General features: G+C 71.8%; 16 protein-coding genes. 1 reads left to right on the top strand and 15 read right to left on the bottom strand.

Features of this window, described 5'->3' with window-relative positions; genetic code table 11:
• Positions 1–286 precede the first annotated feature (286 nt).
• Positions 287–427 carry a hypothetical protein gene (locus ASF49_RS23650; protein WP_156652989.1) on the top strand — a complete coding sequence of 47 codons (141 nt, stop codon included), beginning with the start codon at positions 287–289 and terminating at the stop codon, positions 425–427.
• A 256-nt stretch (positions 428–683) separates the two neighbouring features.
• Here ASF49_RS23650 and ASF49_RS12150 read toward each other — a convergent pair whose 3' ends face one another.
• The 15 genes from ASF49_RS12150 to ASF49_RS12080 form a co-directional block, all read right to left on the bottom strand.
• The gene (locus tag ASF49_RS12150) at positions 684–5636 is read right to left on the bottom strand and encodes a DUF3320 domain-containing protein (RefSeq protein ID WP_243214874.1); all 4953 of its coding nucleotides are present in this window, start codon (positions 5634–5636) and stop codon (positions 684–686) included.
• Between the two features lie 338 nt (positions 5637–5974).
• On the bottom strand, positions 5975–6964 hold the full coding sequence (bcsN, locus tag ASF49_RS12145; protein WP_082511204.1) for a cellulose biosynthesis protein BcsN: 990 nt from the start codon (positions 6962–6964) through the stop codon (positions 5975–5977).
• A complete protein-coding gene (locus tag ASF49_RS12140) occupies positions 6961–8943 on the bottom strand; it encodes a hypothetical protein (protein ID WP_056473022.1) in 1983 nt (660 codons plus the stop codon). The genes bcsN and ASF49_RS12140 overlap by 4 nt, the downstream gene beginning before the upstream one ends.
• A complete protein-coding gene (locus ASF49_RS12135; RefSeq protein WP_082511202.1) occupies positions 8928–10016 on the bottom strand; it encodes a glycosyl hydrolase family 8 in 1089 nt (362 codons plus the stop codon). The genes ASF49_RS12140 and ASF49_RS12135 overlap by 16 nt, the downstream gene beginning before the upstream one ends.
• A 170-nt stretch (positions 10017–10186) precedes the next feature.
• The gene (locus tag ASF49_RS12130) at positions 10187–12745 is read right to left on the bottom strand and encodes a cellulose biosynthesis cyclic di-GMP-binding regulatory protein BcsB (protein ID WP_056473018.1); all 2559 of its coding nucleotides are present in this window, start codon (positions 12743–12745) and stop codon (positions 10187–10189) included.
• Between the two features lie 11 nt (positions 12746–12756).
• Positions 12757–15201: a UDP-forming cellulose synthase catalytic subunit gene (gene bcsA, locus ASF49_RS12125; RefSeq protein WP_056473013.1), complete on the bottom strand. Its 2445-nt coding sequence runs from the start codon at positions 15199–15201 to the stop codon at positions 12757–12759.
• Between the two features lie 270 nt (positions 15202–15471).
• Entirely contained in the window at positions 15472–16221 is a 750-nt protein-coding gene (bcsS, locus tag ASF49_RS12120) for a cellulose biosynthesis protein BcsS (RefSeq protein ID WP_056473010.1), read from the bottom strand.
• A gap of 679 nt (positions 16222–16900) precedes the next feature.
• Entirely contained in the window at positions 16901–19405 is a 2505-nt protein-coding gene (locus ASF49_RS12115) for a response regulator (RefSeq protein ID WP_243214873.1), read from the bottom strand.
• A gap of 240 nt (positions 19406–19645) precedes the next feature.
• On the bottom strand, positions 19646–20482 hold the full coding sequence (locus tag ASF49_RS12110) for an alpha/beta fold hydrolase (protein WP_056473002.1): 837 nt from the start codon (positions 20480–20482) through the stop codon (positions 19646–19648).
• Between the two features lie 621 nt (positions 20483–21103).
• The gene (locus ASF49_RS12105) at positions 21104–21520 is read right to left on the bottom strand and encodes a hypothetical protein (RefSeq protein ID WP_056472998.1); all 417 of its coding nucleotides are present in this window, start codon (positions 21518–21520) and stop codon (positions 21104–21106) included.
• Between the two features lie 486 nt (positions 21521–22006).
• The gene (locus ASF49_RS12100; RefSeq protein WP_056472995.1) at positions 22007–22492 is read right to left on the bottom strand and encodes a YidB family protein; all 486 of its coding nucleotides are present in this window, start codon (positions 22490–22492) and stop codon (positions 22007–22009) included.
• Between the two features lie 62 nt (positions 22493–22554).
• Complete coding sequence (locus ASF49_RS12095) at positions 22555–23964, bottom strand: TAXI family TRAP transporter solute-binding subunit (RefSeq protein WP_056472990.1); 1410 nt, start codon at positions 23962–23964, stop codon at positions 22555–22557.
• 53 nt (positions 23965–24017) lie between these two features.
• Positions 24018–24434: a BA14K family protein gene (locus ASF49_RS12090; RefSeq protein WP_056472989.1), complete on the bottom strand. Its 417-nt coding sequence runs from the start codon at positions 24432–24434 to the stop codon at positions 24018–24020.
• 185 nt (positions 24435–24619) lie between these two features.
• Positions 24620–25036, bottom strand: coding sequence for a CsbD family protein (locus ASF49_RS12085; RefSeq protein WP_056472986.1), 417 nt, complete (start codon positions 25034–25036; stop codon positions 24620–24622).
• Positions 25037–25098: 62 nt separating this feature from the next.
• The gene (locus ASF49_RS12080; RefSeq protein WP_056472984.1) at positions 25099–25302 is read right to left on the bottom strand and encodes a CsbD family protein; all 204 of its coding nucleotides are present in this window, start codon (positions 25300–25302) and stop codon (positions 25099–25101) included.
• Between the last annotated feature and the right edge of the window lie 151 nt (positions 25303–25453).

Below are 25453 nucleotides of genomic sequence, written 5' to 3'. Positions count from 1 at the left end.
CGTGCGGGCAGAGGTCGTGTCCATCGTGACGGAGCCCTCAGGATAAGCAGACATCGGTTCCCATCCATCCGCAGGCGCTGACGCGAAACAGGGCAGATCTGTCCCAATTCGCTTCGTTGCACGTCTATCTCCCCTAATGAAGCAGAAACCAAGCCAATTATTCGCGAGCCGGCAAATCGACATTTCGGTCGTCACCGACGGCATTGTTCAAATCAAAGGCGCGCGGCGAACGCGACAATTGAAGGTTGTCTTGATAGAATATATAAAAGTTAAATAAATTTATGAAATGCGTATTCGTGATCTTTACAGAGGAGAAGCGATCATTCTGGAAGATCAGTGTCCGGCCTTTTTGCTGCAATGCAACATGCTGGACGAGACGCAGGAAGCGGACGGGTCTCGCGCGGCCATGATCTTCGACGGGCCGTGATCGTGAATGTCGGGGACGGATGGATGGAGACCATCGACGTCGCTTCGGAGCCCCCCGGGCACGCGCGTCGATTGCTCCGGCTGCGACTCGCGCCGGCATCCCTGCCTCCGTCGGGCGGCGGCACGCCCGCGACGGCGGCGGACCAGCGAAGGATTTTGGCCCCGCCGCGCGATGCGGCCCGCCCCGTGGGTTGAACCTTCGCCAGTCTCACCCGGCCGCCGGGGGGGGCGGAGAGATCGGGAGCGGCATTCGGCCCTTACATGTCATCAGGGGCGGGTGGGTCCGGCTGGCGCGCCAGGGCGCTCGCCCGCGCGAATCGGGCCCGCGTTCCGGCCTCGACCCGTGACAGTCCGATCGCCCGGGCCATCAGCCGGACGCGCTCCGCCTCGGAGGCGTCCGGACGCACCGTGTCCGCCAGACCCACGAGTTCCGGCATCGGCGTATCGGCATGGCTGCGCAGGCCGGAGACCGCCGGGCGGTAGGGATGGCGCGGCCGCGGTGCGACGCGGGGCGGCCAGAGGACGGGGCGGCCCTCGTCGTCGCTGCGGGCCACCGAGGCGGGAACCTGCGCGAGAACCGCCGCACGGAGGACGGGGCCCGACCGCTGGAAGCCGTGGGCGCGGGCGACGCGCCGGAGCAGCACGTCCTCGTAGATCGGGCCCTCCTCGGCGATCACGTGCGCCACCAGGGCCGCCAGCACCGGACGGTAGGACGGGTCGTAGAAGCGGTCCTGCGCCAGGGCGACCCCGAGGTCGACCGGGTCGGCGAGGCGGTAGGCCGGATCATGCCCCACGGGCGCGACCGGCGCCTCGCCGCCCGGCTCCGGCGCGCGGTCCGAGCCCGCGGCGGCCGCCGTTCCAGCGAGGGCTGGATGATCCGCCGTCTCCGCGGCGTCCGGTGCGGCGGAAGTGCCCTCGCCGACCGCATCGGTGTCGTCCGCGTCCCCGGGAGCGTGCCGATCGGCCTCCAGATCCTCCCGCAGGCGCCGGTCGAGCTCGGCGAGGGCGCCGTTCGCATCCGCCCACCACGCGGTGCTCCAGACCCGCCGGATGCGCCAGCCGAGGTCGGTCAGCACGTGCTCGCGCAGGCGGTCGCGGTCGCGCGCCGTGGCGGACCGGTGATAGGTCGCGCCGTCGCACTCGACGCCGGCGAGGTAGCGCCCGGGGGCGTCTGGGTGGACGATGCCGAGATCGATCCGGAAGCCCGACACGCCGATCTGCGTGTGCACGGTCCAACCCCTGGCCCGCAACGCCGCCAGCACGGCGGCCTCGAACGGCGATTCCACCCCGCCCCCCGTGGGTGCGGAGGCCTCGGCGAGCGCCCGCGCGCCGCGCTCGGCGAATTCGAGGAAGTGCTTGAAGTCGCGCACGCCCCGCGCCCGGGTGCGGCCGAGATCGATCTGCTCGGGGCGGAGCGAGGTGAAGACCACGAGTTCGCGTCGCGCGCGCGTGATGGCGACGTTCAGGCGGCGGTGGCCGCCATCCCTGTTGAGGGACGACACCGTGCTCACCACCCGGCCGCCCGGGTCGGGCCCGACCGCGACCGAGAACAGGATGGCGTCGCGCTCGTCGCCCTGCACGTTCTCGAGGTTCTTCACGAAGACGGGCTCGTGCCAGCGATCGCGATCGAAGTACGGCTCCAGCTCCGGAGACGACCGCCGCTGCTCGTCGAGGAGGTTCTCGATGAGCCGCTGCTGCTCGCCGTTGAAGGTGACGATGCCGAGGGAGCGCCGCGCGCGTGCGAAGTCCGGATCGCGCAGGCGGCGCACGATGTCGGCGACCACCGCCAGGGCCTCGGGCCGGTTCACCCGGCCGGCCCCCCGCTCGTAGACGCCGTCCGGGACGAAGCTCAGGCGCACCGCCCGGTCCTCGGTCACCGGGGCGGGGAACGTGACCAGGCGCCCGCCGTAGTAACGGGCGTTCGAGAAGGCGATCAGGCTCTCGTGGCGGCTGCGATAGTGCCAGTCGAGGGTCCGCCGCGGGATGTTGGCCGCGAGGCACGCGTCGAGGATCGATTCCTGGTCGGTGAGGTCGTCGGCGTCCTCGACGTCGTCGACGCCGCGATCGCCGCGATCGCCGCGATCGCCGCGATCGCCGACCTGGGTCGGCGGCAGCTGCTCGGGATCGCCGACCACGACCACCTGCCGGCCCCGCGCCATCGCCCCGATCGCGTCCCAGGGCGCGATCTGCGAGGCCTCGTCGAAGATGACGACGTCGAACGCTGCCGCGTCGGGCGGCAGGTACTGCGCGATCGACCGCGGGCTCATCATCACGCAGGGCGTGAGCCGCGTGAGCGCGTTCGGCATTTGGCCGAACAGCCTGCGCAGGGGCGGTTGCCCCCGCTTCCGCGTCAGCGCGTGCGAGAGCGCGCCCCATTCGGGATCGCGCCCGAAGGCCGTCGGCCCCGGAATGCCGCGGCCGAGGCGGTCTCGGACGACCTGCCTGGCGAGTTCGCCCACCTGCGCGTCGGCGGCGCGGAAGCGGGCGATCGCGTCCTCGTGCCGCTCCGGCAGGAAGCGGCGCAGGGCCGGGTCGTCGCCGACGACGCGGTCGATCCACCAGCGGGCATAGGCGGTCTCGAAGGCCGACTCGACCCGGTCGGGTGTGATCCGGCCCGCCTCCAGGGCCTCGATCAGCGGCCCGAGGCCGGCGTCCCGCGCCTCCTGGGCGGCCGCCTGCCAGGCGCACCAGCCCTGGGCACGCGCGAGACCGGAGGCCCAGCGCCGGGCCAGGGCGATGCCGGCGGCGATCCCGTCCGCCTCCGTCGTCGCCTCGGGACCGGACCGTCCGGCCTGCCGTCCGAGCGCCTTCGTCGCGTCGTTCGCCCGGGCGTGGTCCTGCGCGAACGCCGCATAGGCCTGGGCGATGCGCCCGCCCGTTTCGAGGTCCCGGCCCTGTTGCGTGACGAGCCGGACGAGGTGGGAGCGCAGGCCCGCGTCGCCGAGGTTCGGCGGCCCGAGGCCGGGCAGGAGCCGCTCGACCCGCCCGGCCCAGGCGAGGGCGGGCCGGAAGTCGGCGGCCGGCAGATCCGGGTCGCTCCAGGGCGGCCCCAGCCGGGCCAGGGCCGCCTCCTCGGGGCGATCGGCCGTCTCGTGCCGGGCGAGCGCGATCAGGCCGGCGAGGTCCGGCCCGACATCGTCCGGCAGCGCGCCCTCGGCATAGGGCTCGAGGCGCAGCAGGACCGTCCTCAGGCGATGGCGGCGGACGAGGATGTTCGCGCTCCGCGCGGCGACCCACGCGGCGAGGAGACCCGCCAGGTCCTGGTCGAGGATGCCGGGCCGGTAGGTGCCGGTGAGCCGGCCGAGGTGCTCGGCCCGGACGGCCTGGACGCGTTCGCGCGCGGCGACCGCCCGGCGCAGTTCGCCCGCGTCGTCGGCCAGGAGGGCGACCCCGCAGCGGGCCTCGGGACGCAGCACTTCGTTGCCGAGGCCCAGGAGGCCGCGGATCTCCGCCCCGGTCACCGGATGCGATGGAAGCCCCATCGCCTCGGCGAAGGCCCCGCCGCTCGCCGCCAGGGCGGTCAGCGCCTCGACCGTGGCGGTGATCGCCGCGTCCAGGCCGTCGCGCCAGGCCGGCGACCAGTGCGGGGATTCGATGCCCCGCAGCGGGTGGTCGGCGGGGGACCCCACCGCGGCCAGGATCGGTCGCAGGTCGCGGCAGGCCGCCCGCAGGGACGCGAGGATGTCCGCCCCGTGGGCGCGGTGGTCGGGCCAGGCGAGGACGGGACCGGCCGGTTCGGACCCGGACGCGATCACGCGCCCGAAGGCCTCGTAGGCCGAGAGCCCGTTCTCCCGCCGCCGGTGCAGGGCCTGAACGAGGCCGTTCAACTCGGCGCGCAGGTCCGCGAGCGTGCGCGTGGCCCCCTGCCAATCCGCCTGCGCGGGCGCCGCGCGCTCGTGCCAGGCCCGGCGCAGCTGGCCGAGCACGGCCGATCTCTGCGCCTTGGCGGCGTGCACCTCCAGGCAGTGATCGCCCAGGCCGATCTCCTGCAGGCGCCGCTGCACCACCTCCAGGGCGGCCGTCTTCTGGGACACGAACAGCACGGTGCGGCCCTGGGCCAGGCACTGGGCGATCATGTTGCCGATGGTCTGGCTCTTGCCCGTGCCGGGCGGCCCGAACAGCACGAAATCCTTGCCGGCGGCGGCGGCCAGGACCGCGGAGAGCTGCGAGGAATCCGCCGAGAGCGGCGCGAACACGGTCTCGGGGGGATGGTCCCGGTCGAGATGCGCCGGATCGGGGAAGGGGGTGCCGTCCCCGTAGGCGTGCTTCGGCGTCTCCAGGATGTGGCGCACCACCGGGTTGCGCCCGAGGAGGTCGGCCCGGTCGTCGAGATCCTTCCACATCAGGTACTTGGTGAATGAGAAGGCCGAGAGCACGACATCCGGCACCACCTCCCAGCCGCGAAATTCCGTCACGTGCTGGCGAACGATCCGGAAGATGGCGTCCACGTCGATGCCGGACCCGTCCCGCGGCAGGTCGCCCTCGAAGTCCGGTATCCGCAGCCGGAAGTCCTGGCGCAGCATCTCGATCAGGGTCGGGTTGATCCGGATCTCGTCGTCGTGCAGCGCCAGGCGGAAGCCGGCCCGCACGCTGGAGCGCCGGAGCGCGACCGGAACGAGCAGCAGCGGCGCGCGGTTCGCGGCCTCACCCTCCTTGCGGGTCCAGGACAGGAACCCGACGGCCAGGAACAGGATGTTGGCCCCGCCCTCCTCGAAGCCGTTGCGGGCCAGCCGATAGAGCTCGAGCAGGCGGCGCTCGAGCTCGGTCTCCGTCGCGGTGCTGTGGATCTCCCTCCGGGCCAGGGCGGCCGCGAATTCGGCGCCGCGCTCGCCGGGTGTGGCCGACCCTTCGGAGACGGGCTTCAGCCGGAAGTCGTGCCCCGCCGCCAAGCCGTCCGCCAGAGCGCCGGGAGAGACGCCTTCGAGGACGACCGAGCCCTTGCCGGCCTTGAAGTTGAGGAGCTTGTTGCGCAGCGACAGGTCGAGGAGCTTGCGCTTCCAGCGCTCAAGGCGCCCGGCCGGGGTTTCGGGCGCCGCGTCGACGGGCGGAGGACGGGTCGCCTCGTCGAAGGCCGGTGCCGCCGACAGGGTCTGGTTCAGCGGCGCGGCCGGTGCCGCCGTCGCGCTCGCGCCGCCGCCACCGAGATCCATCGGGCGGATGCCTGCCTTGGGCTCCGTGCCGGCATCGGGTTCGTCCGTCGCACCGGTCATGCGGCCGTTTCCCGGCCGGCGCGGCGTGGCACCGAAGCCGGCATCCGGTTCGCCTGCACCGCTCCGGCAGCCGCTCCGCTCGAAGGAACACCGCGCCCGCTGACCCGCGCCATTTCCGTCGCCCACCATCCCTGCCACAGGCTTCTTCGCCTGGGAGGAATGGGTGTTCAAGGTTGTATGTGCGAGGGACGATGAAAATCTAGGATCGCAGGGCCGGCCGGCGACATGGTTGCTCGCCCTGCGCTGGCCCGGGGTGCGGATGGGCGTCCTCCCCCGAGGCCATCCGGTGCTTCCGCGTCATGCCGGGCCGACGGATCGGCCCGTCGGGGCGCAGCCTCCTACGGCGGCGGGCGATAGGCCCGTGCCGGGAGCTCGCGGGCCATGAGGTCCTCGACCTCGGCGCGGTTCGGGGCCGGTCTCGGCACCGTGATCGCGACGGTCCCGTCCGCCTGCGCCGCGTCGGTGATGTAGCGTGGACCCTGCCCCCCGGCCGGCGGCACCGGAACGGGCACCGCGGGCACGGGCGGCGCCGCGCCGGGCCCCGGCACGAGGTAGCGCTGCGTCTCGCCGGACTGCTCGGAGGCCATGCGGCGCGGCGCGGCCTCGGGGCGCTTCTCCGGGCCCGGCCGCTCCATCGCGCCGGGCGGTCGCACCGTGGTCTCCGGCACCTGCGCGGCTTCGCGGGGCGCCCGCGGCCGTGGGGACGCCGCATCGCGCCGCCGCAGCGGCTGCCGGCGAGCGGCCATCTCCTCCTGGGCGCGGGGCGCGGCGTTGGAATCGGCCGAGAACCGCATCTGCTCCACCGCGCGGGTCAGGTCCGCGAGACTGGCCGTCGCCGTGCGGCAGAGCTTGATCCGCATGGAGGCGGCCGGTGCCGCGCCGTCAGCCCCGAACAGGGAGGACGGCCGCCGCCGGCCCGCGTCACCGAGATCGATCCACTGCCAAGCGTAGAGGCAGTCGTTGCCGAGCGCGAGGCCGACCGGACCGTAGGCGTTGCGGTGGGCCTGGGTCACGACCCGCATGGTCTCGCCGGGAAAGCGCGCCCGCAGCTCGGCCGCGATCCCCGTCCGGCTCGGCTTGGCCATGGCGGGGCCGGAGCCCCCCTCCCCGTTGCGGACGCTCACCTCGGCGACAGCGCGCGGATCGTCCCGGAAGGTGATCCGCTGGGAATAGCCGTCGCGAGACGGGTTCTGCGCCACGTCGGACACGGGTCCGGCGCCCGGTAAGTCGAGGGCCGCGCGGCCGGGACGTGCAGCGGCGGGAAGCGCGGGCAGGAGCAGCAGCGCCGCCAGCGCCGCCGCGGTTCCGGAAGGCCGTATCCGACTCATGGCTGCTGTCCGGCGCTGGTGCCGGCCTCGACGAAGTTGGCGCGTTGCGAGCCCGGGACGCCGAAGCGGTCGGATTCGCGGCTCGACCGGGTCTGACCATTGGCGCTGGCGGCCTGCTGGTCCTGCCACTGGGTGCCGGCGGGCGGATCGGACAGGGTGGAAGCCTGGGTCATGCCGTTGTAGCCCGGCAGCAGCGCGAAGCCGTAGCGCTCGTAGGGCATCGGCCCGGCGCCCGGCACCCGGCGGGCGACCAGGGGCGGCGCACCCGTCGCGGGTTCGGCCAGGAAGCCGCCGGGGCTCCGCTCGGGCGCCTGCCGGGACATGGCGGCCGGCAGGTAGCGGAACGGGTTCTCGGAGGCGACGGACAGCGGAAACTCGCTGCGCAGGACCGGAAGCGGGCGCGCCGCCCCGTTGGCCGAGATGTCGGGCTTCGGCACCCGGCCGTAGGCGGCCGGCGCGCGGGCGGCGTTGGCGAGCACGGCGGTCGGCGCGGGGCTCGCGGGCTGGCGCGCGCCGGCGGCCGGGGCCGCCGCGACGCTGCAGGCGAGCGGCGGCCCGTCCGGACCCTCGCGGAACAGCAGGTCCACCACCTTCGGGAACAGGCCGTCGTAGCGGTTGACGATCTCGAGGTACTCGCGCGTGCGCTTCAGGCGCTGCAGCGCCAGGGCATAGCCGAGCACCGTCGATTCGCTCGGCAGCCAGGCGATGCCGTGCTGAAACCACTCCAGGGCGGCCTCGAACTGGCAGGAATTGTAGGCGTACCAGCCCAGCGCCTGGGCACCCTCGCCGGAGCTCGAGGCCAGGGTGACCTTGGCGTAGCGGTTGATCCGGTCCAGGTCGATGAAGGCCGGGTTCGCCTGGGTGAGCTTGCGCTCCAGGAGCTCGATGAAGAGGATGTTGTTGCCGACGTACTTGTCCCGCCAGGCATAGGCCACCTCCTCGGCCTCGCGCGCCATGCCGACGGCGCGCAGCGCGAGGGCGAGCCCGTGGGCGGTCATCGCGTCGCCGCCCCGGCTGATCGCGAGCTTGAACCAGTCCAGCGACTCGCGGAACTGCTGGCGCTTGTAGGCGTACCAGCCGAGGAGCCCGGTCTCCCGCGGATCGCCGGTCTTGCGGGCTTGCGCCTGGAACGCCGCGATGTCGCTGGTGGTCGGCTCGTGCGCGGGGGCGTCGTGCAGGACGGCGACGATCCGCGCGCGGGTGATGTCGATGGCGATGCGGCGGAACTCGGAATTGCCGTCGGAATCCGTCCGGCCGAGGGCGATGAGCTGCTCGGCCGCGGCCATCGGCAGGTTCGACATCGCCTTCTGGATGGTGGCCAGCCGGGCGCCGGTGTCGTTGCTGGTGTCGAGGACGGACTTGTAGAGCGTGAAGGCCTGCGCCGTGACCTCCTCGGCCGCCAGGGCGTCGGCGACGATCCAGATGCTCTCGACGTCGCCGGGATCGAGCGCGCTGGGATCGGCGCGGTAGAGGGCGATGACGTCGAGGTTGCGCTTGGCGCTGGCGAGCCCCTTCAGGCGGCTGCGGAAGCCGGCGCGGCGCAGCTTGCGCGCCAGTTCGTCGGAGGGCTGCCAGTTCGGGTCGACCGTGCGCCGGCCGGCGATCGCCGCGTAGAGGTCGTCGAAGCGGCCGGCCGTGAAGAGGTCCCAGAGGGGCGCTTCCTCGGGGGGGCTCGGCTGCAGGGTGTCGAGGTCGGTGGGCTCGGTCCAGCCCGGATAGAGCTGCTTCAGCCGCGCGGCCTCCGCCTTCATCCGGGCGGTCTGCTTCTGCGCCGCGTAGTAGCGCAGCGCGCTCTCGTCGACCATGCCGTTGGCCGCCGAACCCGTGGGATCGACGACGATGGCGGGTGCCCGGCTGGCATCCTCGCCGGCCGGTCCCTGCGCCAGGGCCGGCAGGGCGAGCGCCGCGAGGGCCACGCCCAGCGGGACGCCGAGGGGCGCGGTTCCGCGGCTCAGCCGGCGCGCTAACGCTTCAAGCATGACGGTCCCCTCATCTGCGCGGCCACCATGGCCAGGAGATGCAGCGTGGTCGGATAGTAGTTCTCGTTGTCTTGCACCTGGCTGAAGCCGTCGGGGAGCGGGGTCCCCTTCACGGCGCAGAGCAGCAGGCTGGACAAGGCGGCGTAGCCGCTCTCGCCCAGCCACTCGACGGTGCGCCCGTCGGCGGTGTCGACGATGGGCAGGCGCTCGCGGTCCGGCCCGGACCAGAGGGCCACGAAGGGCTCGTAATCCTCCCGGCGGCCCACATCGGCCCAGGCCATGTAGAGGGGAATCCGGATCGCGTTGTAGGAGAACAGCGGCGGGAAGCCGTCGGCCGGGCGGGGCTGGTCGCCCTTCAGGGAGATCCATTCCGTGGGCAGGTTGGCGCTGCCGAAGCGGGCGCGGCGCAGGAGCCGCAGGCCGCTCCCGGTCAGGGCGGCCCAGTCGTATTCCGGAGCCACCAGGGGCAGGCGGGCGAAGGCCGGGAAGACCCAGTAGGACAGGTTGATCAGGGGACCATCGGCGCGTTCCGCCGCCGAGAAGCCCGAGACCGCCGGGAGCAGCAACGCGCCGTTGGGGTCCTTGAACAGGACGGTGCGGCGCCCGACCTCGACGGCGATGCGACGGGCCGCGACGCGGTAGCCGGCATCGTCCCAGGCCTCGGCGGCCTCCGTCAGCGCCCAGGCGACGAGGATGTCGCCGTCGGTGGCATCGTTCATGTCCGCCACGGCCGGGCGCTTGCCCGGCTCCCAGCGCCAGGCCAGGAGCGAATCCGGACGCACCATCAGGTTGGCGCGGGTCCAGCCCCAGAGCCGCTCGAAGGTCGGGCGGTCGTTGGCCGCCACGGCGAGCAGCATGCCGTAGCCCTGCCCCTCGCTGTGGCTGATCCCGCCATTGGCGGTGTCGACGACCCGCCCGGCCTCGGTGACGAAGCGGGCCCGGTAGAGGCGCCAGCCCTCCGCGCTCCTCAGGCTCCCGGCGAGGGGCTGGGCCGCGCGGGCGGGATCGTCCTTGGCCTGCGGTGCGGCCGGCAGCGCGATGGCGGGCGGGACGGAGGTCGGCAGGTCCGGCATGGCGGGATCGCGTGTCTGGGGATCCCGGGCCGAGCCGGCGGGAAGCGGCGCGGCGCCGCCCTGAGCCAGACAGGGCCCGGTGACGGATCCGCTCGCGAATCCCGCGGTCAGGACCGCCGCGAGGGCGGCGCCTCGGAGCGACGGGAAGGGGCGCCTCGGGGCGGGGCGTCTCATGCATTCCTCCGGCCGACATTGCGGACCATGAGCGTGGTGGTCAGGCCGAGGCAGAGAGCCAGGGCGAGCGCCAGCGCCGCGTAGACGACGGGATTCATCGAGAGCCACCCGGCCACGACGAGCCGCAGGTTCCAGACCGAGGGCGCCCGCGTCTCGACGATCCGGACGGCGTCGGGCTCGACCGTGTCGAGGCGGCCGTCGGCCGCGTCGAGGAAGGCGAAGCGCCCGCTGATCCGCGACCAGACCTCGGGGTCGACGAGGCAGGCCACGGAGGCCTTGAGCAGGAGCGGGTTCGGGGCGGTGACCAGGGTGGTGGTGTCATCGAACCCGGTGCCCCCGCTCGACAGGGCCTGGGCCAGGATGAGCGAGGCGCGGGGCGGGACGGCGGATCTCCGTTCCGACGCGTCGGCATCGATCCAGGTGCGCGTCTCGCCGAGCAGGCCGCGCACGGTGGCGGAGGCGCGCTCGACGAGGCCGTCGGCCGCCTCGACCAGGGGATGGCGGGCGCGCAGGGTCTCGTCCCACTTCGTCACGAGGTCGCCATCGCTGGCGCGGGCCGTGCCGCCGCGGGCTCCGGATGCGGCGTCCGGAGCGGGGCTGCGGGGCGTCACCGGGCCGGCGACGCGGAAGTTGAGGTCGGGCAGGCTGCAGCGGGCCGGCACGTCTCGGCGCAGGCGGTCGAGGGTCGGGGCCGGCACCGAGCCGGATTGTCCCGCCGGCCGGGCCGTCTCGGCACGGGCCTCCCAGATGCGGCGGATCTGCTCCGGATCGAGGCCGAGGCCGGTCAGGGTCGCGGGTGCCACGGCGCGCACCGGGGCCACCACCAGGGTCGGTCCCGTGCCGCCCTGCGCCTCCGTGGCGAGCTCGAAGTCGATCACCCGCCCGGCCGCGCTCGCGAGCCGCGCGGCGATCATGGCGCCCGCCGCCACGGTGTCGCGGTCGAGGACGGGCAGGACGAGGCGGGGCCGCTGCCCGCCTTCCAAGAACGGAACGGCGCCGCTGGTCGTCGCTGCGAGGTCCGGGATCCGGGCGGCGCGGGCCAGGTTCGGAACGCTCAGGGTCGTGCGGTCGAGGAACAGGAAGCGCTCGCGCTTCGTCTCCGCGGTGCTCGCCGTGCAGGTGGCGTCGCCGGGGGTCGGCACCTGGGCCGAGATCTCGACGCGATTCAGGCCTGGCCGCCACAGGCCGAGGGGCAGCGGGATGGTGTTGTTCTCGAAGACTTCGCCGCGTGCCTGCGGCAAGGGCACGCTGGCGGCGTTGCGGCCGTTGAGGTCGACGAGGACGCGCGCCTCCGACGACAGGCCGGAGGCGTAGGCGCCCGAGAGGTTCAGGAGCATCTTGCCGTAGTCGGCGGGCAGGAAGTCCGGCGGCAGCTGGACGTCGAAGCGGGTCGTCAGCAGGCGCCCGGAGAATTCCCGGGTCGCCACGCCGAGGGATTGCAGCGAGACGCGGTCGCCGCTGTCGAGGGGCGCGCCGCGCAGCAGCGCCGCGGCCTTCAGGCCGCGCGGCGTGCCGTAGGGCTCGGTGCCGCGCGCCAGGGTGGCGATGGCGGATTCGATCTCGTCGTAGCTGGTGCCGCTGACGACGAGGGCCGGGGCACGGTCCTCCCGCGGCGGCAGCATCGCGAGCCGGGGGCCGGTGATCGGACCGATGGCCTCGATATCCGGCGTGCCGCGCAGCTCCGCCGCCGTCCCGACGATGAGGTTGATGCCCGCGCGGCCGGTCATCACCGAGCCGAACTCCACCACCGGGCGGGCGATGCGCCCCACGAGGCCGATCGCCTCGATGGCGTGGAACATCCGCTCCAGGCGGGGCAGGCTCGGCTTGTCGTTGATCACGACGCGGACCGGCAGGGCGCCGCCGTCGTCGGGCTCGAGGGCGGCGAGGTCCTTCAACTCGATCCCGGCGGCGGCGACGGGGGCCACCACGAGGCCGGAGCGCGAGGGATCGATCTGCGTCCAGAGCTCGTAGGTCGCGTCGAGGGAGCAGTCGACCCGGTGGCGCTGGCTCGCCGAGAGGTCGATGGCGTTGTAGCCGAGCTTGAGGCTGCCTTCGGGCAGCTCGAACTCCACCACCTTGACGGCGCCGGGGGCCTGGATGCGGGTGCGGCCGACCACGGCGCCGTTGACGCTGGCGACGAGTTCGGAGGTCTCGGGCGCCACGGAGATGGCCGAGAGGTAGGAGACGCGCAGGCGCGGGCGCCCGCGGCTCTGGGCTTCCGTCACGTAGACCGGGAAGCGCAGAACGTCCTCCTCGCCCTCCAAGCGGAACCCGCCGGTGGTGGCGGGCAGGCGCCGCGCGGGTCCGATCGTCGCCAGGGCGCCGTCCCGGACCGCCGGAGCGGGCGTCGGGGCGACGGAGCCCGCAGGGGCCGCAGAGGTTGCCGGCGCCCGACCGCGGGCGGCCTCTCCCTCCCGGCGCAGGGCATCGCCCGCGGGGGGAACAGAGAAGCGCTCGGCCGGACCGGCCCCGATGAAGCTCTGGGCACGGGCCTCGGCGGCCCCGCCCGCCAGCGCCAGCGCGAGGAGCCCGCGGGTGATCGTCGTAACACGCATGCGAGCCTCCCTCACGACCGGGCGTGGAGGTCGGCGCCGCGCCCACCGCCGCCCGCCGCACCGCCGAGCAGGCGATCGTTCTCGAATTCCAGCATCAGGCGGACCCAGTCGGTAGTCGGTTCGCCGTCGTTGCTGCGCGCGAAGCTCTGCCGGGCCGGCAGGGGATTGTCGGCCGGGCGCGGCCGGGCGGCCGCGGCCCCGCCGGGGCTGCCGCCGGGCAGGAGCGGCGCCCGGGGCGCGGTGCGCGGAAGGGCGGTGTCGGTGGTGGGGGCGGCGGTCGCCTGCGGACGCGGCTTGAACAGGTAGCTGAAGGCGCGGAACGGCTCCACCAGGCCCCACCAGATCAGCTGGAGGGTGCCCGAGACGATGTTCTTGTGCCGGCGCCGGCCCTGCTGGAAGCGCAGGAGGGCGCCCGCATCGCCGTACATCAGGCTCGCCAGGCCGGCATAGCCCTGGGCGTCGAGGGGCTGGAAGCGCAGGGTCACCACCACGTCGTCGCCCGCATGGGCGATCGTCCCGACCTCGAAGGGCAGCACGCCGCCGGCGGGGGCGCCGTCGAGGGGCTGCACCGTGAGCTGGCCGGTGCGGTAGGTGCTGCCGGTGCCGAACGGCAGGGCGTCGGCCCCGAACCGGACGGTGCAGCCGACGGCCGAGGCGCGGTCCACGGCGACGTCGAGGGCGCGGCCGCCCAGCATCATCCGTCCCTGCCGGTTGATCGCCAGGGACGGGCTCGCCTCGGTGACGCGGCGCTCGGCCACCACGCCGAGGGCGGCGCCGGCCATGAGGAGGTTGAAGAAGTTCCACAGGCCGACGACGAGCATCAGGTTGGTGACGCCGGGCTCGAACAGGTAGCGGTAGAGAGCGGTGCCGCAGCCGAGCAGCAGCAGGCCGTAGACGGCGAAGAACGGCCAGGCCAGGGCCGAGAGGTGGTCCTGCTCCAGGGTGGTGCCCTTGGCGGTGACGTTGAAGGTCGGCCGACGGGGCGAGACGATGACCGAGGCGATGGCGCGGAACAGGAACAGGCCCTGGACGTACTCGTACAGCTCGGAGACGAAGGGCCAGCGGAACTTTCCGTAGACGTAGTTCTGCATCATCAGGTTGATGACGACGTAGGTCGCCGTATAGGCGATGGACTCATCCACGCTGGCGACGAAGATCTTCAGATCGAAGAAGATGTGCAGCAGCGGCGAGAACATGAAGATCAGCCGCGGCACGGGGAAGAACCAGAACGTCATGCTCGACAGGTAGGCGACCTTCTGGATCGAATGCAGGCCGCGCTTGAACAGCGGGTTCTTCAGGAGAAGAATCTGGAACATGCCCTGGCACCAGCGCGAGCGCTGGCCGATGAAGGCCTCGAGGGTCTCGGGCTGCAGGCCCGCGATCAGCGGCTTGTCGACGTAGATGCTGTTCCAGCCGCGCGAATGCAGCTCGAAGGCGGTCTCGCAATCCTCCGTGATGGTGACGCCCGAGAAGCCGCCCGCCTCGTCGAGGGCGCGCCGGCGCAGGAGCGCGGCCGAACCGCAGAAGAACGAGCCGTTCCACTTGTCGAGGCCGCGCTGCGTCACCGAGTAGAACATCTCGTTCTCGGAGGGCATGCGGTCGAAGGTGCGCAGGTTGCGCTCGATCGGGTCGGGATTCAGGAAGGCGTGCGGCGTCTGCACCAGGAACAGGCGCGGATCCTGGGCGAAATACCCGATCGTGTCGCGCAGGAACGACCGGAACGGGACGTGGTCGGCATCCAGCACCACGACGATCTCGCCGTGCGAATGCTTGAGGCCATTGTTGAGGTTGCCCGCCTTGGCGTGCTGGTTGCGGGCCCGGGTGCGGTACTCGACGCCGAGGGAGGCGGCCAGGGCCTGGAGCTCCATGCGCCGACGCATCGCGCCCTGCGCCTTCACCGGGTCGGGGTCGGCGCATTTCTGGTCGGTGCCGCCGTCGTCGAGCAGCCACACCGTCAGCTTGTCGGCGGGGTAGTCGATGAGGCGTGCGGCCGCGAGGGTCACCGAGAGGATGCCCGCATCCTCGTTGTAGCTCGGCACGAAGATGTCGACGGTGGGCAGCGCGTCGAGGGCCTCCGGATCGTCGGCGGCCGCCATCGGCGGGGGCGCGCGCCGGAGCGGATCGGCGTTGATGGTCAGGCTGACGAACAGGATGAAGACGCAGTAGAGCTCGCCCAGCAGCAGCAGGAGGCCGAAGCCGAAGCTGACCGGATCACTGACGGAGGGCAGCGTGTTCGTCACGCGCCAGAACATGTAGCGCAGCACGACGAGGCTTCCGAGGGCCAGGAAGACGAAGCGCGCCGGCTGATTGTCGAAGAACACCCACAGCGCTACCATCGCCACCATGGCGCAGAGGCTCATGATCAGCTGATCCTGCGTGCTGACGGGTTGGCTCAGCAGGACGAGGACCGCAGCGGCCGACGCGATCCAGGCCACCCAACGAAATGCACTTGCCACGACCCTGCCCTTCCGCAATCCGCGTCGCCCGCGTTCCTTCCGGACCGCCCTGCGCCCACCGGGCCTTCAGGGTAGCGACCTGCGCGGGAACGGGACGGCGCAATACCTGAGAACCACCTGAGCGATTTGCCTGCCAAGAGAATCCGGGCCACGCGTCGCGGAAATTGCGCATTTCAGGGATGGAATGCGCGCAACTGTTGTAAGATGGCACATATGAAAAAATTGAATTGGCGCGCGACGAAACGTTCCTAACAAGATCTGAAGATCCGGTTAGAATGCCGTTCTCGCTTCGACGGTCGAGTAGTATCCGCTGCCCTGAATGCGATCCTTCACGTAGCCGACACCGACGGCCATCTTGATCGGACCAAAGGAAAAGCCTGTCAGGTGTCCGCCGATGCGGTACTGGTTGAAGAAGTTGTCGCCGAGGAACATGGCTTCGGGGCCTACATAGACCCCATCGGCGACCATGTAGCCGACCCGGAAGCGTGAATAGTAGGCATTGAACTGGGTTGAGTACGAGCCGTAGGCCGAGACCATCGTGTTCTCGGTCGGCCGGGCATAGAAGTTGGCCGCGAACTTGGCGCCCACGCCGGTCCCGACGACGGGGTTGCCCGGGTCGAGGATCGACAGCTGGTTGCTGCGCACGTTGAACCCGACGAAGCCGGCCAGGGCCGCGTCGCGCCAGATCCATTCGTAGCCGCCCGACAGGGCCCCTTCCTGCTGGTAGCCCGTCACCCGCTGCCCCACCTTCTGGCCGGGATAGCTGTAGGTGCCGGCCACGCCCTCGACGCGCAGGCGGGGACCGCTCTCCAGGAGCGTGCCCTCCGTGGCGATCGTCCCGGTGACGGAGCCGAAGGCGGAACTGTTGGAGGTGACGGCGACCGAAGCGTCGACCGCCACCGTCCAGTTCTCGTCCAGGATCACCGGTTCCGCACCGGTGTACCAGTCCGCGGCGATCGCGGTGTGCGACAGGACCAGGGCCAGGGGCAGGGTCGAGGTGAGAAGGGCGATGCGCGACATCGATGCGGACGATCCGTTCCGGTGAGGCATTCGCGCGCGATGGCATGAAAATCGACGCGTCCGCTCGCGGCAATTCATCGACCTTCGGGGTTAATCAATTCTTAACGCGCTCGCGAAAGCTGGATCTCACAAGTCGACGGACCCACCCATGTGCCCCTAGGCAACACATGTTATTCGGGCCGAAGACGGTTAATCTCTGTCTTGCTGATTATCGTGACAATAGAATGAGCAACTGCGCAAATATGCGGCTGCTCGATTCAGTCGGCGCAAGGCTACTCTCACAGCATCGCGGCGCGCGTGGGGCGCGGTTTGTCGGATTTATACAACTGGAACGCGTGACCTGAAGATCCGCAATGGGTTCGCCTGGCCGAAACGTTGGCAATACGGGTTTGCTGGTCGCTGAAACGGCCGCTCGCGGTGTCGGGGCCGCGATCGAGGCGCGTCCGGATTTTTTCGCGCGGATGGCCCTGTGGATTGTTCCGGTGCAGGGGCCACCGGGCCGACGGGGCGGTCCGGACCCGCGTCGCGCGGGCCGACCAAGCCGCGCGGCTTCGGTTTACTGGGGCATGGCGCGGTCGTTTCGCCGACCCCGTCCCGTCAACCCGCTGCATGCCGCGGCGGAGGTCCCGGATCGAGCCGGGTCCTGGTCGGAATCCGGAGGACCTTGCCCGGTGCGGCCTCAGGCCGCCTTCGCGGCGGGGTCGTGGGCCGCACGACGCATCACGGCGGCAAGGTCGCCGTACCGGAACGGCTTGTCGATCTGCAGGAAGGCCCGGGCGCTTTCCGGCAGGTGTCCCTGCGGCCCGGCGAGGACGATGCGGATGCCGGGATGGTGCTGGACCACCGTGGCGGCGAGTTGGAGACCGCTCATCACCGGCATGCGCTGGTCGGCGATCATGACGTCGAACCCTTCCGGCGCATCGAGGAGTGCCAGGGCGTGCTCGGCCGAGCCCGCCTGGGTGACGCGGTGACCGAGGTCCGAGAGGGCCTCGGCGAAGCTCTCGCGGACCAGGGTGTCGCTGTCGACGAGCAGGACGTGCAGGCGCGGCTGGACCGTGGCCGCCTCCTCATGTCCGGTCTCGCCCGGCGCCTCGCCGGCGGGGATCCAGAGCTCGGCCAGGAAGGCGGATTCGCCGCGTCCGTCCGCCACGAGGCGGAATCCGCCGCCGATCCCGCTGAGGAGGTTCGCCACGGCGGCCGTGGAGCGCTCCTCGCCGGGCGGGGTCGCCAGGGGGGTGACCCGCCCGGGCGTGCCGCTGGCCAGCACGAGGCGCACGTAGCGACCGGGCCGCAGGGCGATCCCGTCCTCCTCCGACAGCACCCGCTCGTCGGCGCCGATCGCGAAGCCTTCGGAGCCGAGATCGCGGACATGGAAGGCGAGGTTCAGCAGCACGGCCTCCAGCATGCCTTCGCTGCACAGGGCACGGGCGAGCCCCGGGCGCACGCGGATCTTGATGGGGGCTTGGCTCAGCACGTTGGCGCTGAGGAACGGCGCGAACGCCGTCAGGGCGGTTCCGATCTCGGTCTCCTGGAGGGTGGAATCGTCGCGGCGCACGAACCGGACGAGGCGGCGGGTCAGGCTCGAGCCGCGCTGCGCACCGGCGAGGGCGGCCTCGATCAGGCGCACCTGCTCCGGGTTGAGGCCGTGGCGGCGCTTGAGCGTCCCGAGGTTGCCGCTGATCACGGTGAGCAGGTTGTTGAAGTCGTCGACGATCCCGTCGATGACCTGACGCAGCATGTTCTCGCCGCGCCGCTCCGGAGTCTTGACCCCGGCATCCGCCGTCTCGGTGCCGTCCTGCGCCCCGGTGGCCAGGCCCGCCGGAACCTCGCGGCTGAGGGCGTGGAGGCGGGCCGCGCCCGGCGCGGACACCTCCGCGCTGCCGCGGATGAAGCGGACGAGGAGGCGGCGCGCTTCCTGGCCGTCCGTCGATTCCGCCCGGCGCAGGACCACGTCGTGCGGGCCCTCGCCGTCCAGGGCGGCCTGCATGGTGAACCGCATCAGGTCGCGATCCTGCGGCTTGATGCCGTCCGTGAGGTCGGTCAGCGCGACGGCACGGTCGGTGGCGGCGACGCCGGGGGCGGCGGAATCCACCCAGGTCACGTTGCCCGCCTCGGTGTCGATCTCCCAGTAGGTCCAGCCCGACATCGCCTCGAAGGTGCGCAGGCGCTCGCGCACCCGGGCGAGCGCAGTCCGCGCCTCGGCCAGGGCACGGCCGCGGCTGCGCTCGCGGGCGGCGAGGCGCTCGGCGCCCACGCGGAACTCGGCGATGCGTGACGGAACGCTCTCCTCGCCGTCCGAATCCATAATCTTGGCCAGCCGGCGCGTCAGGCGTCCGGTGATGGCGTAGGCGAGGGCGGCCGCCAGCAGGGCGGTGGCGATCCAGAGCGCGCACAGGCGCGGATCCGGCAGCCCGATCCCGGCGGTGCGCGGCTCGGACGTACGGGCGACCGCGAGCCAGCCCGAGGGGCCGAGGTCGCCGTAGCCGGTGCTCGGCGTGGCATGCTCGACGTTGCGGGCGCCGCCGTCGCCGGCCTGCGCTCCGCCGTTGCCCGCGAGCGCTCGGCCGTCGGGCGCCAGCACGGTGAGGACCAGGGCCGAATCCGCGGCCGGACGGGCGCGCAGGATCCCGCTGCGAAGATCGCCGAGCCAGGTGTCGGCCAGGCGGGCGACGAGGTACTCGGCGTTGCGGGAGCCCGACCCGGCGACGGGAATCGAGACCTCGAAGGGGACGGGATCGCGCGGTGTTGCGGAGGCCGTGACGACGGTCGAGGCCGCGTTGCGCGCGCTGGCGAACCAGGGCTGTCCCGAGACGTCGCGGCCGATCATGTCCTCGCGGCCAGCGGCCCGGATACGGCCGTTTGCACCGACGAGGAGGATGTCGGCATAGGCCGGGCGCAGATCGGCCCAGGCGCGCACAACGGCCTGGGGATCCGCGTCCATCAGGCCGGTGCCGGTCTGGCGCAGCGCGACGGCCGCTGTGCGCAGATCCTGCGACACCTCGAAGAGGCTGCGGTCCAGGGAGCCCGCGAAGGCTTCGGAGGTGCGTCGGAGCTGCGCGGTGTCCGGCCCGGATCCGCGCGGCGCACCCGTCAGGGCGAGGCTGCTCCAGACCACGACGGCGCTGAGCACGGCGACGGTGCCGGCCTGAAGGGCCGCCACGGACTTGAGAGAAACGCGATCCATTCCCAACATGTCGCTGATCGCTCTGCTGCCTGCATATCCGGAAACACGACACAAGGCGGACGGGTCTCTGGTCGTCTCTGCGGACAAGATGGTTAATTTTCCTTTAACCATCTTGTCCGAGGAGGCGCGGGCACAATCGTCGGTCCTGGCTCCGGGATGGGGCGTCCGCCCGCCCGGGAGCGTGCTCCCCTGCCCTCCCGCCAGGCTGCGCGATCGGTGCAGGGAGGGACGGATTCGGGCTCAGCCCTTCACGAAGGCGAGGAGATCGGCGTTCAGGACCTCGGCATTCACCGTGAGCATGCCGTGTGCGTAGCCCGGATAGGTCTTGATGGTCCCGTTCCGCAGCAGCTTGATCGATTTGAGCGCCGCGTCGGCGATCGGGACGATCTGGTCGTCCTCGCCGTGCAGGACGAGGGTCGGCACGCCGATGGCCTCGAGATCCGCGGTCTGGTCGGTCTCGGAGAAGGCCTTGATCCCATCGTAATGGGCCTTCGCACTGCCCATCATGCCCTGGCGCCACCAGTTCTGGACCACTCCGGGCATCACCGTCGCGCCGTCGCGGTTGAAGCCGTAGAAGGGGCCACTGGCGACGTCGAGGAAGAACTGGGCGCGATTCCCGGCGGTCGCCGCGCGGAATCCGTCGAAGACGTCGCGCGGCAGCCCGTCCGGATTGGCGTCGGTCTTCAGCATCAGGGGCGGCACCGCTGAGACCAGCACCGCCTTGGCGACGCGCCCGGCCGGCTCACCGTGCCGCGCGACGTAGCGGGCAACCTCGCCGCCGCCAGTGGAATGACCGATATGCACGGCGTTGCGCAGATCCAGAGCCTCGACCACCGCGAAGGCGTCGGCGGCGTAGTGGTCCATGTCGTGGCCGCTGCCGATCTGGGCAGAGCGCCCGTGGCCGCGCCGGTCGTGCGCGACGACGCGGTAGCCGTGCTGCAGGAAGAACAGCATCTGCGCGTCCCAGTCGTCGGACGAGAGCGGCCAGCCGTGGTGGAACATGATCGGCTGAGCGTCCGCGGGACCCCAATCCTTGAAGAAGATTTCGACGCCGTCCTTCGTGGTGACATAGGTCATGGTGATAGCCCCGATCTGAGAGGGAGGGCGATCTTAGCAGTGGCGTGCGGAGCGAATCCACGCATACCAGGAATCGGCGCGCATGGATTTGGGACGATTGCTTGCATGGCTCGGCGGCGGGTCGAGCCGCGCCTCTGCCCGAATGATACCGGCACCTGGGCGCCATCGTATCCATAGGAACGGCCGCGGCGTTCTCCCGGAACTCTGTAGCGGCGTGCGAGGGCCCGCTCCCCCGGAAGGGCCGTGATGATCGCCCCGCCAAACTGCCAGGACGCTTTCTGACCCATTGGGATAGAGGATCGTGAAAGCGCCAAGCTCCACGCCGGTGAGACCAGGACAGCGTGCTCACGCCGCTGCATCGATCGACGGCGTGGCGGAGGAGATCTGCCGCCGACGGTCGACGATACCGGCGGGATTACGGGGCTTGGCGGGCAAGGTCCCATGCCGAGGTCGGCGCGTCGCGGACCTTCGAGGCGTTCGGACAGCAATGAAGATAGTTCTCGACGAGCACACCCGGCTCATCAGAGGCGCGGCGGACGATGCGCTCGGGTTTCACCCCGGGCGCATCGTCGCGTCAGCCCGTCACGTCACCGGCCGAAGACCGGTGCGAACGGAGCCGGATCAGTAGCCGTAACCGTAGGCCGGGTAGCCATAACCGCCACCGTAGCCATAGGCGGGTGCGTAGCCGTAGCCACCGCCGTAATAGCCGACCGGGCGTCCGTACCCGTAGCCATAGCCGCCGTAGCTGTTCGCGACGATGGCACCGGCCGCGAGGCCCGCGATGCCGAGACCGATGGCTGCGCCGGGACCGATGCCGCGACGATAGCCGTAGCCGCGGCCGTAACCGCCATAGCCACGATAGCCGCCATAGCCGCCCCGGAAGCCAACGCCGCGATAGCCGCCACCGTATCCGTAACCGTGACCATAACCACCATGGCCGTAACCGCCGCCATAGCCCCAGCCGCGTGCTTCGGCCGGTGCCGACGCCAGCAGGCCGAGCCCAAGCAGGGCCGTCGATGCAAGTGCGAGCTTGCGCATGCGATTTCTCCTATCGTGTGGGATGTAGCCTCATAACAGCCTCGCCCTCCGCGTGTTCCGAGCCAGACTATGGTTCAACACGTCACAGGGTCGGTCACCGTTCCCACCGAGGCAGGCATCGTCACCCATCGCGGGCGCAGATCCTGGATTTCCACGGCAGCCCGCGATCGATCGCGGGGGTTCCAGGGATCAACGAGGCCCGGAGCACCGCCCTGCTCCGAAGTCCCCGGCGTCAGGAGCTCGCCAACATGCTCGTGGATTGAAACACCACGAAGACCAGCGTGACGAGGGCCGCCGCAGCCGCCAGGTACGTGACGGATTTCATGAACTTGGACATGGATTGGAAGGCTCCGTCTGGACATTCTCGTGGACGCGCGGCCATTGCCCGCGCCAGTAGGGACGCGGCGCCCGATCGCCGGCTGAGGCTCCGCTGCGCGCGGCCGGGCTTTGGGCACCGGGGCCGCGCGCAGCGCGACGCGGGCCGGCTCAGGTCGGCAGGCGACCGTCGGGCGAGTAGCGGTCGATGGCTGACGGCAGCTCGCGCGACAGCCGTGAGAGGAGCGCGCTGCGGCTCAGGCCGGTCTGCTGGGTGAGATGGTCGAGGGTCTCCGACCCGATCGCGCGCTCGAGATCCGCTTCGGGGAGGTCGCGGTTGGGACCGTGGTTGACCCAGGACGTCGCCGCCTCGCCGTGACCGCCCTTGGTGAAGTGGTCGACGAGTTCGCTCAGACCGCTGGCGATCAGGCCGCCGACGCCCGCCGTCCCGACGCCGCCGAGGAGGCCGGCCAGGCTGCCGAGGCCGCCGCTGCCGGACGTGCCGGTCGCCGACGTGTTCGGGATCGGTGGGACCGTGCCGTGCGTCGGGGCGGTCTCGTGGCCCTTCAGCAGCTCGGCGAGCTTGTCGCGGTTCTGGTAGCCGGCCACGGCCAGCAGGCCCAGCAGCGCAGTCATCGAGGGGTAGCCCTTGCTCATCGTCCGTCTCCGTTCGTCGTGGTGGAAGGAATCCGGGCAGGCACCGGCCCGGGATCTCGTCGTCAGCCCGCCGCAGCGGCCTCCGTCGATGTCGTGCGCCCGGCCAAGTCGCTCGATTCGGCGGCGTATTGGCTGGCGGCGGTGGTTCGTTTGACCGTCGAGCGGGCCGCATCGATGGCGATGGCGGCCGCCGACATGGTGCGGGCCTCGGTCGGGCGTTCGAGGGCGTGCTTGGCGATGTCGCCGGCGAGGTCGTCGATCTCGCGGGCGAGCTGCTCCAGGCGCGGTGCGTCGGCGCTGTCCTGGGCCTCCTGCCGGATCTCCAGCAAGCGGTCGGTGGCCTCCTCGATGCGCTCGCGGCGCAGGCGCGACAGGCGCTGCCCGACCCAGGCGAGGGCCGAACCGACGCCGCCGCCGAGGAAGGCGACGAGATAGATCCAGGTCTCGTAGCGCTCGACGAAACCCTGCTGCTCGCGCTCGAAGAAGTCCACGGCGCCGGGATGGATGGGCAGCCGCGCGCTCGTCGCGCCCGCCGTGCTGTCGTAGCTCGGCGCCTGCACGTAGTCGGCGGCCGGGGTCACGTTGGCCATCCCGCTGCGCATCTCGAACAGGTGCTGGGTCACGTCGGCGGCGACCGGGCGCGAGAGGCTGGTGCGGGCCATCAGGCGATAGGAGGCTCCCACGGTGTGGACGTCCTCGGCCGGCACCTTGGGACTGCCGCCGAAGGTCTCGGCCGGCATGGTCACGGCCTGGAGGCGCGGCAGGCGCGCGATGATGGCGTCGGCGTTCTCCACGTCGACGAAGGCGACCTTCCCGGTCCGGCTGACGCCCTGGACGATGCCGACGATGCGTTGGGCCGTGGGCGAGGTCGGTGCGATCACCGAGACCACCGCGTCTATCCGCTTGCGGGTGAAGGCGCCGGCGAGGTCCGCCTCCGTCATCTCCACCAGTGCCACGTGGCGCGGCGGGATCGGGCCGTCGGGCTCCTTGTCGAGGAGGGTGAGGCCGTAATGCTCCACCATGGCCTTGATCAGGGCCTGGTCGGCGTCGCGGTGGGCCAGGATGGCGAGGCGCTTGCGGTCGAGCTGCGGGAACCGGGTCAGTCCGGAGCCCTCCGGCGAGGCGATGATCATCGCCTGGTCGCGCAGGATCGCCAGGGTCAGGCCGTTGTCGGGCAGGTCGACGTCGGGGCGCACCACGGCGAGGTCGGCTCGTCCGTCCTGCAGGGCGGCGGCGCTGTCGCGCACGTCGTCCAGGGCCAGGACCTTGAGCCGAATCTCCTTGTGGCGCTTGGCGAGGGCGTCGGCATAGGCCTGGATCAGGGCCGGCTCGGTCCCGTCCCGGGGCGCCACCGCGACCGTCAGCACCGTGGCGCGGGAGACCCAGTAGGCCGCACCGGCCGCGAGGCCGAGGAGGACGGTGAGCAGCAGGAACACGAGTTCCGGACGCAGGAGGAGCCTGGCGAACTTCATCGATGATCGTTCGCTCCCTCCCGCCGCGTCCCGCGACCCGGTCATGCGATCCGCTACGGGCAGGAATGCCGCGCGCCGTCGGTGCCGAGGTAGGTCCCGCTGGTCGCATCGTAGGAGCGGAAACGGCGGGCGCAGGCGGCCACGGCCTCGGCCGGGATGCCGCGTGGGGCGGCCTGGGCCTGCGAATTCGCGATGGCGCCGCCGATGATGGCGCCGGCGGCGAGGCCGGCCACGCCGGCCCCGACGGCCGCGCCGACCCCTGGGCCGCGCCGATATCCGTAGCCGTGCCGATAACCGCGTCCCCCGCGCCAGCCGTGGCGATGGCCGAACCGGCGATACTGCACGTAGTCGGTGGGCAACGCGCCCCGCAGGAGGGCCGTGACCGCGCCCTGGCCGGTCGGGGCGGCCGTGGCCGGCAGGCTCAGCAGCGATGCGGCCAGGGCGGCAGCGAGGGCGAGGGGCAGCTTCATGGGGAATCCTCGTTCTGGTGGCGAGCCCGGGGTCGTCCCCCGGGGCTCGATCAGGCTCAGCCCCGGCGGCGCGGCGCTGGGGCGGCACGGCCGCCGAAGCGGCGGCCGGCATAGGCGATGAGCTTGGGCAGCAGGAACGCTGTGAGGAGCTTGCGGATCATGATGTCTCTCCGAAATCGGACGGATCAGCGACGGGGCCGGGCGAGCCAGCCGACGGCGAAGGCCACCGCCGCCAGGCCGAGCAGGGCCGAAGCGCGGTTGTCGTCGGCGTAGCGTGCCGCCCGGCGGCCATAGGCCGTGCCGCGCGTGCGGGCGTGGCGAGCCAGGTCGCGCCCCTCCTCGATCAGGTGCCCGGCCCGGTCGCGGCCTTCCTCGATCAGATGACCTGCGCGGTCCCGGGCTTCGTGGGCGAGATCTCGCCCGTCCTCGGCCCAGTCCTCCGCCCGGTCCCGGGCCCGGCCGTAGGCGTATTGGGCACCGCCGGCCACCTGGTTGACGGCCCCGCGGACCTGGCGGGCGGGATCGCCGGTGACGCCGCCGAGGGCGGTCTGAGCCCGGCCCTTGAGGTGGCGCGTGGCGCCACGGAACTCGTCGCGATTCATGGGATGTCTCCTGGATTGGCGTGGGGTCGGGGGGCGGGCCCGGAGGACCGGCACCCGTGGCGTCAGCGCTTGCCGGTCAGCCTGTCGACCAGCGAGGCGGCGCCCTCCTTGGCCTCGCCGAGGGTGCGCTGGGCCTCGCCCTTGAGTTCCTGGGCCTTGCCCTCGACCACGAGCCGGTCGTTGCCCGTGACCTTGCCGGCGGCCTGCTTGACGTTGCCGGCCGCCTCGTTGGCGAGACCCTTCAGCTTGTCGGTGGTGCTGCTCATGCGAAGATCTCCTGCGGTTCTGGGAACCGGCCGGTCGCGGAGACCGGCCGGGGCTCCGTTCAGGCGCGGCGGGCGTCGTATCCGGCCACGAGGGTGTCGGGCTTGGGGGCGCCGAGGCGGCCGCCGAGGAAGCCGGCGAGCGCGCCGAGGA

The organism is Methylobacterium sp. Leaf104, from assembly GCF_001422885.1.
Taxonomy (GTDB): Bacteria; Pseudomonadota; Alphaproteobacteria; order Rhizobiales; family Beijerinckiaceae; genus Methylobacterium.
Note: the sequence above shows the minus strand (reverse complement) of the source record. Positions and strands in the feature narration are given on the sequence as shown.